Origin of the sequence: Holdemanella hominis (assembly GCF_014306155.1) — a bacterium.
Taxonomy (GTDB): Bacteria; Bacillota_I; Bacilli_A; order Erysipelotrichales; family Erysipelotrichaceae; genus Holdemanella; species Holdemanella hominis.
Genome location: NZ_JACRWH010000008.1, coordinates 37,887 through 49,902, shown reverse-complemented (window position 1 = coordinate 49,902; position 12,016 = coordinate 37,887). Strand labels below are relative to the sequence as shown.

Sequence of the window (12,016 nt, the reverse complement as noted above, 5' to 3'; positions counted from 1 at the left end):
GGTGAATATGACCCATTTTTAGTAAATTCATAAATTTAAGTTTTCTTAACCTAATACGGAAACCCTACAATAATTTAAAGCCGGTATTTTCACATAACCCTACACTATTTTAGAGCGCCGTCTTAATTAGCTAAAGTTCTTAGTGAAATACTACTTTTTGAATTCAACAGCTGGTAAGTTGTAGAAAGTCTTGTCTCCAAGGTATTCAGCAACGTTAACAGTTCCACGTTGGTTCAATTCGTCTTCAATACGCATTAAACGGTTGTATTTAGCAATACGGTCTGTACGGCTTAATGAACCAGTCTTGATTTGTCCTGCGTTCAATCCAACAGCGATATCAGCGATTGTAGTGTCTTCAGTTTCTCCTGAACGGTGAGATACGATGCAAGTGTATCCGTGTTTCTTAGCCATTTCGATAGCGTCAAATGTTTCAGTTAAAGTACCGATTTGGTTAACTTTGATTAAGATTGCATTAGCGATTCCTTTTTCGATTCCTTCGTAAAGAATTGAAGGGTTAGTTACGAATAAGTCGTCACCAACTAATTGTACTTTATCTCCTAGACGGTCAGTTAATTTTTTCCATCCGTCCCAGTCGCTTTCTCCTAATCCATCTTCGATAGATACGATTGGGTATTTAGCAATCCATTCTTCGTACATGTCGATCATTTCATCGCTAGTCTTAGTACCTTGACCAGATTTTTTCAATTCATATAATCCAGTTTCAGTGTTGTGGAATTCAGAAGCAGCAACGTCCATTGCGATCTTCATATCTTTTCCTGGAACATATCCAGCAGCTTTCATAGCTTCAACTAATAATTCAAGAGGTTCTTCGTTTCCATCTTTACAGCTTGGAGCGAATCCACCTTCATCACCAACGTTAGTGTTGTATCCTTTTTTCTTTAATACAGATTTTAAAGCGTGGAAAGTTTCAGCAGCCATACGAACAGCTTCTTTTTCACTCTTAGCACCAACTGGCATAATCATGAATTCTTGAAAATCTACTGTAGAGTCAGCGTGTGATCCACCGTTGATAACGTTGCACATAGGAACTGGCAATGTTTTTCCGTTGAATCCACCGAAGTATTTGTATAAAGGTTCTCCGTAGAAATCAGCAGCTGCTAAAGCACAAGCCATAGAAACACCTAAAGTAGCGTTAGCACCTAAATTTTTCTTGAATGGGTCTCCATCCAATTCTAACATTGTTTTGTCAATTAATACCTGGTCACGGCAATCCATACCGATAACTTTTGGAGCAATTTTAGTGTTTACGTTTTCAACAGCTTGAGTTGTTCCTTTTCCTAAGTAACGAGCTTTGTCTCCATCACGTAATTCTAAAGCTTCACGAACACCAGTACTTGCACCACTTGGTACCATAGCACGTCCGTAAGCACCAGATTCTGTAGTTACTTCAACTTCAACAGTTGGATTTCCACGTGAATCTAGAACTTCACGAGCATATACATCAACAATAATAGGCATAATTAAAATATCCTCCTCTAAGCCTTAAGCTAATAAAATAATAGCACGCAAGCCATCTAAAATCAACGATTATAGGCTCTGAAAGCGCTTTTAACTTCCTCTTGACTTTCATCAGTAAACACAAATCTAAAATGTTTTATACCATACGATTCATAATCTTTTCGATTTTCAATTTCAGCCATAATATTCACATCATACAATCGCATGTGACAATCTTTATCTCCAAGTAAAAAGACACGCTTTCCATCTAAGCCTTCAAGCTCATAACGATGATGATGACACAAACTGCAATTCATTCGCTTACCATCTTTTAAAGTCGTATTTACAGGACAATGTTTCATCGTCATCAAGCGTTGTTTTTGATATAAAGTCTTATAGACTGGAGCATCAAAATGATAACGACTTGAAAAAGCCTTCATTATTTCCTCAACCTGATACTTGTCACACTCATCACTGATTACACAACTTTCATATCCCATTTCTAAGATAGCAGCCACACTATACGAATTAGAAACATTTAATGAATCTACAATTTTTCCTTTACCTAAATGCGCATTCACAAATCCATCAACTCTCGTTATATTTGATTTTTCTAAGACTTGATCACTGTTAAACATTTCACTCACATAACAAGAAGAATCATCAACCTTTTGATTCATTGAATTAATTTCAAACAAATCAAATGAGGTTTTACTCTCTTGCGGAATATAACTATATTCTTTTTCAACAAGTGCCTCCTGTTTTAAACAAGCCTCTTTCATTTTCTCAAGAGCATCCCTACGAAGTTGGTTCATGACAGAAATTGGAAAATAAATATCTTTACCCAAATGATATTCAATATGATCAAAACGTGCCCAACTATCTTTTGTCTTAGAAAACTGTTTGTTTAACGTTTCTTCATCCGTTGCACGCTTTAAAGCTTGTACACTATCAATTTCAGTAGAAACACTAATTTTTGTCGAATCATTGTATACTTCCATCACCATTGGCTTTCCAACTGCACCACAAGTCACTATCGCATTAACCTTGCTTTGACGATTGGATGTACGAATTTCTTCAGCAATTGTTTTATTCAATTCAGAATCCATTGTTTTACAAACAATACTACCTACATGCAGACCTGACGGTCCTTCGATTAGAACTGTATTATTTTTAGGCATGAAAGAAATCAACTTTTGTTTCTTATCATACATAAAATTCACATGACAACCCAAGTTCTCTCTTTCAAAACGAATTCCATCATTTTGATGCAGATCTTGACTTAATTGAATACAAATCTTATTTTTATTTACCTTTACAACCTTGCCAATTTCAATTCCCTGATGATTACAAGTTTTACTATTCATTAATTCTTTGCCACTGGCCCTATACATATGCCCTACAGTATATTTTCGATTGAATGTAACACGTAAGTTTTGTTTGTCCTCAACATTTCGTTCCATATTCTCTAATACCTTTTTGACTTGTAAAACACTCTCATAAACATATGGAGCACTCTTCATTCGTCCTTCAATTTTTAATGAACAAACCCCCATATCCGCTAATGTATTCACTTCATCAATCAAAGATAGATCTTTTGGACTTAATACATATTCTCCATGCGTATCCACTTTATTTCCATCTTCATAAAGGGTGTATTTCATTCGACATGGCTGTGCACACATTCCACGATTTCCACTTCGTCCATAATGTATACTTGAAAAATAACATTGTCCCGAATAACAAATGCATAAAGCTCCATGCACAAAAACCTCCACTTCAATACCTGTATCTACACATGCTTGAATTTCTTCTTTTGTACATTCTCTAGCTAAAACAACACGTTGAACACCTAATTTTTTTAGTTGTTCAATTTGATAAGGATTAGAAACTGAAAGCTGTGTAGAAGCATGTAGCACCAAATTGGGTAGTCTATGATGCAAAAGATGAATAAAACCTAAATCTTGAATGATCAAAGCATCTACACCAAAAGAATGAACCATCTTTGCCATATTGTAGGCATCCTCTATTTCATCCTCATATAATATTGTATTCATCGTAATATATACTTTTACACCACACAAATGACATCTTTCAATAACTTCTTTTGTAGTTTCTAAGTCAAAATTATTTGCGAATGCCCTGGCCCCAAAACTAGGCAAGCCAAAATAAACAGCATCACATCCTGCTGCTAATGCTGCATTTAATGCTTCCACACTTCCTACGGGTGCTAATATTTCTGGTCTCATTTTCCTTACTCCTTTCAAAATAAAAGCTACAGATACAATCTATAGCTAGTTTTTATTATTTTGATAATACTTTTTAATTGCCTCAAAAGTTTCTTGCGAAATCACATGTTCAATACGACAAGCATCTTCTATCGCAATATTTTTAGGTACACCTATATTTTGTAGCATATCTGAAAAGAAAGTATGACGCGCATATGTTTCTTCTGCGATTTTCTTTCCTTCTTCACTTAAAGTTAAAAATTTACTAACATCTAAAACAATTAATCCTTGCTCAGACAATAATTTTACGGCATGTGAGACGCTAGGCTTAGAAAAACCCAAATAACTTGCGACATCAACACTACGAACATGATCTAAACATTTTGATAAAACTAATATGGCTTCTAAATAATCTTCCATCGATTCGCCTAACTGCATATTCTTTACTCCTCTAATTCTTTTATTTAATTTTAAGCTAGTCCTCTTTTAAAGTCAATTGTCATGACATATAATAGTTATATGAACGATACAAAACTAACAATCGCAAATGCGCTATTAAACTTATTAAAAACACAACCCTTAAACAAGATTACAGTCACTCAAATCACAAAGGAATCCAATTTAACACGACAGACTTTTTATCGTAATTTTGAAGATAAAGAAGATCTAGTAAACTGGTATTTTGAAAAGCTATGCCTAGACTCTTTTAAAGAAATGGCTGATCAAACCACTTTAAAAGAAGCTTTAATTAAGAAATTCACTTTTATTCAAAGCCAAAACACATTCTTCAAAGAAGCCTTTAAAGAAGATGACTACAATTCTTTGACAAACTATGATTATCGCTGTATCTATGATTTCTACAAAAAGAAAATCGAAACAAAAACAACAATTGATCCACAACTAGACTTTCTACTTCAAATGTATTGTCATGGATCTATTGAAATGACTAAGTCCTGGGTCGAAAAAAATATGTATCTAGATATAGAAACGCTAGTCAATATGTTGATTGAATCCATGCCCGAAAGATTGAAACAATATGTCAATCTTTAACTACAATACCTAAAAGTCTCATAAATTCAAGTGCCTGGGATGAATTCACGACAACACCTGTTAATTTATCACTCGACAACGCAATATTTTCAATTTCACAGCTTGAGAAATCAAGCTCTTTTAATTTTGTATTAAACCATTCCGTTGAATTTAATATACATTTATCAAATGAAGTCTTTTTAAAATCACATTGAACAAATCCAGAACCCATTAAATCATTGATGTCAAACATACAATCTTTAAATGTACTGCCACCAAAGTCACAATAATGTCCTTTGCATAATTGAAATAATGTATCTTGCACTAAGCTTTGTGAAAGTTCCATTCCACTGATTCGACAAGAAATGAAATGAACACGACTTAAACTACATTGATTCAAGTGTACATTTTCAAATTCACAATGATCAAAAATAATATCCATATATTCAATAAAGCTAAAGCTACAATCTTTAAATTGACACTTGCTAAATTTACACCCATCCATCGTGATATTATCTAAGTTTTCTTCAATACAAACATTCTCAAATATATAATCACTCACATACGATTCATATGTCCATTCATCCATTTGTTCAAGACTCGTATTGATTTTTAGCTTTTTCATAGATTCTTAATTTTCAATAATACTTCTTGATTAAACAAGATATCTTTTAATAATTGTAAATCTTCATGGCTCACAAAATCATACTCTGCACGATTTAAAATAATATAGATTTGTTGAAGAGCATTTTTAAGTTCCATCCATCCTTCTGGCGTACCAAACTCTTCATCAAACAACTTATGAATGTTATCCTGGTTCATTAAAGGATATAAATAAGAATAGATGGTTGTCGTTGAAGGATTATTAAATCCATCAAAGAAATTCTTAAAGATAGGATAGATATATTTTCGTAACATGTTCAAAGTAGCTTTCGCATAAAATAAGGCACTCGCACTAAAATCTGCATCCTTTACATCTTCATAATAGACTTCCAAATCACTTCCTGCTTCGATTTGATCTAAGACACTTCCCGGAAAATCTGCATAATCTTCTTCATTTATATTTAAAGCTTCATAAAAGTCAGTTTCTTCTTCAGGCTCTTCGTTTTGTTTCATATTATTCATCATATTTTGAGCCATGTCATTTAACTTATTCTTTTCTTCATCGCTCATATTGTCCATCATTCTTGAAATGGCAGAAAAATCAATATCACTAAATTTCATGTTTATTACCTCATTTCTAACATGTATTATACACAAAACATAAGTGGATTAACATAAACAAATATATTAGAATATATACATGAAATTATTAAATATACAAAAAGAAATACCCGATATTCTTTTAGATATTCGCTATTGCACAACTTACAATTTCATTGGTGAAATCATTGATGGCTATATAGATCCGGTAGCGTTAGGAACAAAAGAATTGGTGAAGCAATTAAAAGTAATCAATTCAAAGGCAAGACAAATGGGATATCGATTAAAGATATGGGATGCCTATCGACCGCAAAGTGCCCTTGATCATTTCATGACTTGGAAAGATACAGAGGATGATAAAATGAAATCCATTTTCTATCCAAAATATTCCAAAAGCTATCTTTTTGAGAATGACTTTATTATTGAAAAATCAGCGCACACCAGAGGTAGCACTGTCGATTTAACTTTAGTTGATGAAAAAACAGGAAAAGAATTAGATATGGGATCTTACTTTGATTACTTTGTCGATATTTCTAGTCCATTATACACAAAAGGATTAACGAATCATCAAATAAACAATCGCAAGACACTTAGAAATTTAATGTTAGACAATGGATTTATCCCTTTAGAATCCGAGTGGTGGCACTATACTTTAAAGGATGAACCCTATCCAGATACTTATTTTAATGTGGAGGTAAAATCTGATGGAAACTAAATTATGGTCTGCTTTAATTGGTCTTTCTAAAACCGTGGATTCAAATCCAAAAACAGAAAACACAGACACAATTATTTTAGATTGTCTTCAACATTTAAAAAATCATACGGTAACACAAGATCTAATTGATTTAGTACACAAAGAAAAAGACAAGATATCACCAGGATGTAAAACGTGTACGCATCCTTGTGGCAATACAAGTGATTATGACATGTCTTTGATTGATGACAAGAAAAAGGAATTGATGAATCAAATCCTTCATTTAAATGATATGAACTTCATCTATCGCGGTCTATGTTATTTAGGCTTTGACATTGATGATTCTTATATTGATGAATTGATAGAAGAGGTCAAGAAATAATGAAAAAAAGAAAAATTCGCTATGACCGTATTTTATTGCCTATCTTAATACTGTGTGTAATCATCTTTGGGATATCTTCATGTCATAAAACAGAAGAAACAAAAGTTCAATCAAAACCCATTCATACTACAACTGATTTTTTAAAGAACGCGTTAAAACCCGTTGGTCAAACACTCTATATTTATGGTGGAGGCTGGAACGAAGCGCAAACAGGTTCCGGAACTGAAGCGTTAACTTTGGGCTTATCTAAGGAATGGAAATCCTTCTATGATACACAAGATAGTACATATAATTATGAAAACTATATGTATGAAATCCATAAAGGTCTTGATTGTTCAGGCTATATCGGTTGGACTATCTACAATACTCTAGAAACCAAATCCAATCATGGCAATGGCTATGTATTAAAGGCTGAAGAAATGACAAAAACATATGCGAACATGAAGTTAGGAAGCTACAAAGATTCAATTCAAAACGCAAAACCAGGTGATATTGTCTCTATGGCGAATGCTCATGTTTATATTGTACTTTGTGTATGTGAGGATGGCAGTTTATTGATTGCTCACTCTAGTCCTCCAGGTGTTAAAATTTCAGGTACATATGACCAAAATGGAAATTCAAATTCACAAGCTGTCGGATATGCACAAAAAATCATGGAAACGTATTATCCAGACTGGTACAGTCGTTATCCAAATTGCACTGTCGATTCTAGTTTTACTGAACCAAGTAATGTATCTTTATTTCACTGGAATTCAAAAACATTAAAAGATACAGATCAATTGCACTCTATGAGTATTGATCAAATCATTCAAACTTTATTTCAATAGGGAGGTCAACATGGAAAAAGATTGGAAATTATTTAGAAAGAAACTAGGTAGATGGCAAGAAGCCTATATGGATAAGCTCGTTGAGGAATACAAATCCATTTTAAATTCAGATGCATTATCTTCTGATAAATACTGGGCTCTACGAAAGAAAATTTATGAGGATTATAAAAGTCCTGGTGTTTTGGCAAGAGATGTTTCTCGTTCAAATATGTTTATCATTTTGTTAGGATTATTGCGCGATGAAGCAATCACCATGGATGATCTAGATGAGTTTAGTGATGAGCTAAAGGAAGATATTAAACAATATATGAAGTAAAAAGCCGAAATAAATCGGCTTTTTTCATTTAGTCTTCTTTTTTACCAGCTAATTCTTTTAATGCTTTCAAAGAATCAACTTTCTTTGAATATAAAGTTAATGGAGCAGAACTAGTATCACCAATCGCTGTTAAATCATATCCTTGTGCTTTACATTCATTTTCTAAATACGCTTTGTGTTGAAATGAGTTCAAATCAATTTCGCCATTATTTAAAGCTTCATTTGGTAAGTTATATGCATCAAATACAACTACATCTAAATAGATTCCAGAATTTTCATCATCTAATACTTTTTGTACCGCTCTAAATGTATCGGCAGAACCACAAGTGCCAATCTTAATAACTTTCTTTCCATCTGAACTTGATTGATATCCTTCAATATCGCTCACAAAGTTTTTATCGACTGTATAATCTTCATCATATTCAAATGCAGGAACCGTAGCGCCACTATTCTTTTCTAAAATATATTCAGCCACCAATTGACTTTGGTATGTCTTTACTACCTTTTGATAATCTTCATTATCTTTATCAGCCGTACGTGCAACGATCACATTAATAAATGGATTGTCACTTCCTACTTCTTGTACTTCCGTAATTAAACCATCCTTTTTAGGTTTTAATCCAGCTGGAACCGCATATGTTCCATTGATTGTGGCTGCTCCAAAATCATCCAAAGTCGAAACTAATGTATTGGCTTGTGTAGGAACAATTTCAATATTGTATTTATACTTCGTAACATCCTTCAATTCTGGAGTCCATCCAGCCTTGTCATCCACTTCAATCAAGCCAGCTTTTTCTAGAAGCAATAACCCTCTTCCACCATTTGTGGCATCGCTTGGAATACCAATTTTTACAGGTTCACTTGATGACTTTGATGAACATCCTGTAAGTAATGTTGTAGCTACTAAGCCTACTGTTAAAAATGTTTTAAATAATTTATTTGTCTTCATAATCCTTTTCTCCCTCTTTTATTTATGAAACAATTCTTTATTCGTTGTTGCTTTTGACAATGTATTTCCCAATAATTGAATCAACGAAACAATGATCAATAATAAGATTACACATAAATTCACAACATCTTGATAATGTAAGTTTTGTCCATAATTAATTGCGAACGAACCAATTCCACCAGCACCAACTGCACCTGCAGAAGTTGTTAATCCAATCAATGAAATAGCCGTAATGGTTGTTACACGAATCAAATCCGGTAACGCCTCATGCAGATAAACACGAAAGATAATTCCTAGTGTTGAGCTTCCCATGCTTCTAGCGGCCTCTATTTTTCCTGGATTTACATCCGCTAATGCCGTTTCGACTTGTCTTGTGTAGAATGGAACCGCTCCAAAGACTAATGGAACAACAGCCCCTTTGACTCCAATCGAAGTACCCGCAATACTTCGTGTTAACGGAATCAAGAAAATCAACAGGATGATAAATGGTACGGCTCTAAACACATTCGTGATAACTTCTAGAATAAAATGAATAATCCGATTTGGCTTAATACCATCTGTCTTTGTTACAATCAATGAAATTCCAAAAGCACCTCCAATTAGTAATGTAATCAAGCCTGCGATGAAAAACATTTGATACGTTGCAGTCAATGCTGTTAAAAATATATCCCAGTAATTGGTAACGTTTGGAAAAAAATCTGCTATAAATTTAGGCATGATGAATCACCTCCACTTTTACATTAGATTCATGTAGAAAATCTATGGCACGCTGTACATTTTCTTTAGTCCCTTCAATTGAAGCAATAATGCCACCCAAAGCATCCGCATTAACGACATCCACGTTAGCCAACATGATATTTACATCCACATTATATTCACGAGATATTTTTGAAATGGTTGCATTACCAACACTATCTCTAGTGAATGTAAGTTTAACTAATTTACTATCTGCAGGAATAATTGTCTTATTCTCAATCAACTTCGTAATATTCGATAATGCAGAAGACGAATTGATAAATTTTTTGGTAATCTCTTCTTTAGGATTGGCGAAGATATCATATACATCTCCTTCTTCAACAACCTTACCATTCTCCATAACTGCCACACGATTTGCGATAGATTTAATCACACTCATTTCATGTGTGATCAAGATAATTGTTATTCCTAATCTTTTATTTAAATCCCTCAATAACTTTAGAATGGATTCTGTCGCATCTGGATCTAAAGCAGAAGTTGCTTCATCAGAAAGTAACACCTTAGGATTGTTTGATAAGGCTCTTGCGATGGCTACACGCTGTTTTTGTCCACCAGATAATTGTGATGGATACACGTATTTTTTATCTGCCAAATCCACAAGATCTAATAATTCATCCACACGAGTCTCAATTTCTTTCTTTGATAACCCCGTATATTTTAATGGGTACGCCACATTATCAAATACAGTGCTTCGATCTAATAAGTTAAAATGTTGAAAGATCATTCCTATGGATCGTCTTAACTCTCTTAATTTCTTTTGACTTATATCTAAACTTCCTTGATTTGCACTTACTTTTCCAAATCCTTCAATTTCAATACTTCCAGAATCTGGAATCTCTAAAAAGTTCAAGCATCGAACCAAAGTACTTTTACCAGCACCAGAATATCCAATCACCCCATAGATTTGCCCACTTTCAATATGTAGTGAAACATCATCTACGGCATGTACGTCTGCATTCTTTAAATGATAGGTTTTATCTAAATGCTCTATATTAATCATTTATAACACTCCAATCTAACAAAAAAAGCCGAGGTATTTCCCCGGCAATCACACACTTAAATAAGCGACAAACGAATTGAAAACCGGGTCACATTTTTTAACATATACATTTGCATCATTGACATCATCATTGTTTTCATTTTCGTTTCCTCCTTGCATGTTTGTATTCTACAAGAAGGTTTAGCTATTGTCTAATTGTTAAATTTTTGAAGCAGTAATAAATTTTATTTATTACTAAAATAATCCTTCATCGTTTGAATATACGTACTACCAATCTCACTCAACACTGTATTTTTCCTTGTGATATACCCAATTTCCATCATAGAATTGGGATTCTCTACATTCGCTTCATAAGGCACAACTACATAGTCATCCCCATTCAAATCACGACTAATAATTCCAGAACATAAAGTATATCCATTCAGTCCTCTCATTAAATTCAGCATCGTAGCACGATCATTCACTTGAATCTTTCTTGGAAATTCATTTTCAACCAATATCTCCTCTGCCGTATACATCGAAGGATTATCCCCTTGATCAAAAGTCATATTTGGATATGGCAATAATTCTTCATACGTAATTGATTTTTTATTAGCAAGAGGATGCCCCTTATACAAATACACAAAGGCATCGCAATCCGCTAATTTATGAAATTCTAAATTCCACTCATCAAATTGTTTCATCATAAAACGACGATTATAGTTGGATAAATATAAGATTCCTATCTCACTTAAAGAATTACCTACATCCTCAATAACATGCATCGTCTTAGTTTCACTGATCGCAAAATCATATTTGGAAGTCCCATACTTCTTCACTGTATCCACAAATGCTTTGGTCGCAAATGAATAGTGCTGGCACGAAACACGAAACTTATTTCTTCGTAAGCTTACATCTTCATAGCGATTTTTTAACAATTCATATTGTTGGTACAACTGTCTTGCGTATGTTAAAAACTCTTGTCCTTGTTGCGTCACAGTGACTCCATGACTTGTACGATTAAAGATTTGAATATCCAGTTCTTTTTCAAGTGATTGAATGGCAGACGTTAAAGTAGGCTGAGACACAAAAAGCTTTTCAGCCGCCTTATTCATAGATTTCTCATCTGACACCGTTAATACATAAAGTAATTGTTGAAGCGTCATTTTCAGTCTCCTTTATTTATATAATTTTA

14 protein-coding genes are annotated in these 12,016 nt (G+C 33.6%); 5 read left to right on the top strand and 9 right to left on the bottom strand.

All coding sequences use genetic code 11. The annotated features are described in order from the left end of the window. Nucleotides 1–150 precede the first annotated feature (150 nt). The 3 genes from eno to H8911_RS03810 form a co-directional block, all read right to left on the bottom strand. Nucleotides 151–1,479, bottom strand: coding sequence for a phosphopyruvate hydratase (gene eno, locus H8911_RS03820; protein WP_117925217.1), 1,329 nt, complete (start codon nt 1,477–1,479; stop codon nt 151–153). Between the two features lie 62 nt (nt 1,480–1,541). Next, nucleotides 1,542–3,707, bottom strand: a complete 2,166-nt coding sequence (locus tag H8911_RS03815) for a peptidase U32 family protein (protein WP_186998755.1) — start codon at nt 3,705–3,707, stop codon at nt 1,542–1,544. Nucleotides 3,708–3,752: 45 nt separating this feature from the next. After that, nucleotides 3,753–4,124 carry a metal-dependent transcriptional regulator gene (locus tag H8911_RS03810; protein ID WP_117925213.1) on the bottom strand — a complete coding sequence of 124 codons (372 nt, stop codon included), beginning with the start codon at nt 4,122–4,124 and terminating at the stop codon, nt 3,753–3,755. 81 nt (nt 4,125–4,205) lie between these two features. On the opposite strand from H8911_RS03810, the gene H8911_RS03805 reads away from it, so the two are divergent. Next, nucleotides 4,206–4,736 (top strand): TetR/AcrR family transcriptional regulator, encoded by a 531-nt coding sequence (locus tag H8911_RS03805; RefSeq protein ID WP_186998754.1) that lies wholly within the window; start codon nt 4,206–4,208, stop codon nt 4,734–4,736. On the opposite strand, the gene H8911_RS03800 is transcribed toward H8911_RS03805, so the two are convergent. Both H8911_RS03800 and H8911_RS03795 read right to left on the bottom strand, forming a co-directional pair. Next, entirely contained in the window at nt 4,726–5,340 is a 615-nt protein-coding gene (locus tag H8911_RS03800) for a pentapeptide repeat-containing protein (protein ID WP_186998753.1), read from the bottom strand. The genes H8911_RS03805 and H8911_RS03800 overlap by 11 nt on opposite strands. Beyond that, entirely contained in the window at nt 5,337–5,939 is a 603-nt protein-coding gene (locus tag H8911_RS03795; RefSeq protein ID WP_186998752.1) for a hypothetical protein, read from the bottom strand. Before H8911_RS03795 ends, H8911_RS03800 begins: the two co-directional genes overlap by 4 nt. Before the next feature lie 79 nt (nt 5,940–6,018). Here H8911_RS03795 and H8911_RS03790 point away from each other — a divergent pair, with 79 nt between their 5' ends. From H8911_RS03790 to H8911_RS03775, 4 genes are read left to right on the top strand one after another with little or no spacing between them, the layout of a single operon-like run. Beyond that, complete coding sequence (locus H8911_RS03790) at nt 6,019–6,633, top strand: M15 family metallopeptidase (protein ID WP_186998751.1); 615 nt, start codon at nt 6,019–6,021, stop codon at nt 6,631–6,633. Continuing rightward, entirely contained in the window at nt 6,623–6,994 is a 372-nt protein-coding gene (locus H8911_RS03785; protein ID WP_117925205.1) for a hypothetical protein, read from the top strand. The genes H8911_RS03790 and H8911_RS03785 overlap by 11 nt, the downstream gene beginning before the upstream one ends. Next, nucleotides 6,994–7,821, top strand: coding sequence for a hypothetical protein (locus H8911_RS03780; RefSeq protein WP_186998750.1), 828 nt, complete (start codon nt 6,994–6,996; stop codon nt 7,819–7,821). Before H8911_RS03785 ends, H8911_RS03780 begins: the two co-directional genes overlap by 1 nt. A gap of 10 nt (nt 7,822–7,831) precedes the next feature. Further along, nucleotides 7,832–8,137, top strand: coding sequence for a multidrug transporter (locus H8911_RS03775; RefSeq protein ID WP_186998749.1), 306 nt, complete (start codon nt 7,832–7,834; stop codon nt 8,135–8,137). Nucleotides 8,138–8,165: 28 nt separating this feature from the next. Here H8911_RS03775 and H8911_RS12360 read toward each other — a convergent pair whose 3' ends face one another. From H8911_RS12360 to H8911_RS03755, 4 genes are all read right to left on the bottom strand, one after another. After that, entirely contained in the window at nt 8,166–9,086 is a 921-nt protein-coding gene (locus H8911_RS12360; protein WP_222620937.1) for a MetQ/NlpA family ABC transporter substrate-binding protein, read from the bottom strand. A gap of 18 nt (nt 9,087–9,104) precedes the next feature. After that, a complete protein-coding gene (locus H8911_RS03765) occupies nt 9,105–9,803 on the bottom strand; it encodes a methionine ABC transporter permease (protein ID WP_186998748.1) in 699 nt (232 codons plus the stop codon). After that, complete coding sequence (locus H8911_RS03760) at nt 9,796–10,842, bottom strand: methionine ABC transporter ATP-binding protein (protein WP_186998747.1); 1,047 nt, start codon at nt 10,840–10,842, stop codon at nt 9,796–9,798. Before H8911_RS03760 ends, H8911_RS03765 begins: the two co-directional genes overlap by 8 nt. Nucleotides 10,843–11,066: 224 nt before the next feature. Further along, the gene (locus H8911_RS03755; RefSeq protein ID WP_186998746.1) at nt 11,067–11,987 is read right to left on the bottom strand and encodes a LysR family transcriptional regulator; all 921 of its coding nucleotides are present in this window, start codon (nt 11,985–11,987) and stop codon (nt 11,067–11,069) included. Between the last annotated feature and the right edge of the window lie 29 nt (nt 11,988–12,016).

What these genes read in the sequence shown, in the direction of transcription:
- eno (WP_117925217.1), bottom strand. Translation starts at nt 1,479, where the DNA reads ATGCCTATTATTGTTGATGTATATGCTCGTGAAGTTCTAGATTCACGT.
- H8911_RS03815 (WP_186998755.1), bottom strand. Translation starts at nt 3,707, where the DNA reads ATGAGACCAGAAATATTAGCACCCGTAGGAAGTGTGGAAGCATTAAAT.
- H8911_RS03810 (WP_117925213.1), bottom strand. Translation starts at nt 4,124, where the DNA reads ATGCAGTTAGGCGAATCGATGGAAGATTATTTAGAAGCCATATTAGTT.
- H8911_RS03805 (WP_186998754.1), top strand. Translation starts at nt 4,206, where the DNA reads ATGAACGATACAAAACTAACAATCGCAAATGCGCTATTAAACTTATTA.
- H8911_RS03800 (WP_186998753.1), bottom strand. Translation starts at nt 5,340, where the DNA reads ATGAAAAAGCTAAAAATCAATACGAGTCTTGAACAAATGGATGAATGG.
- H8911_RS03795 (WP_186998752.1), bottom strand. Translation starts at nt 5,939, where the DNA reads ATGAAATTTAGTGATATTGATTTTTCTGCCATTTCAAGAATGATGGAC.
- H8911_RS03790 (WP_186998751.1), top strand. Translation starts at nt 6,019, where the DNA reads ATGAAATTATTAAATATACAAAAAGAAATACCCGATATTCTTTTAGAT.
- H8911_RS03785 (WP_117925205.1), top strand. Translation starts at nt 6,623, where the DNA reads ATGGAAACTAAATTATGGTCTGCTTTAATTGGTCTTTCTAAAACCGTG.
- H8911_RS03780 (WP_186998750.1), top strand. Translation starts at nt 6,994, where the DNA reads ATGAAAAAAAGAAAAATTCGCTATGACCGTATTTTATTGCCTATCTTA.
- H8911_RS03775 (WP_186998749.1), top strand. Translation starts at nt 7,832, where the DNA reads ATGGAAAAAGATTGGAAATTATTTAGAAAGAAACTAGGTAGATGGCAA.
- H8911_RS12360 (WP_222620937.1), bottom strand. Translation starts at nt 9,086, where the DNA reads ATGAAGACAAATAAATTATTTAAAACATTTTTAACAGTAGGCTTAGTA.
- H8911_RS03765 (WP_186998748.1), bottom strand. Translation starts at nt 9,803, where the DNA reads ATGCCTAAATTTATAGCAGATTTTTTTCCAAACGTTACCAATTACTGG.
- H8911_RS03760 (WP_186998747.1), bottom strand. Translation starts at nt 10,842, where the DNA reads ATGATTAATATAGAGCATTTAGATAAAACCTATCATTTAAAGAATGCA.
- H8911_RS03755 (WP_186998746.1), bottom strand. Translation starts at nt 11,987, where the DNA reads ATGACGCTTCAACAATTACTTTATGTATTAACGGTGTCAGATGAGAAA.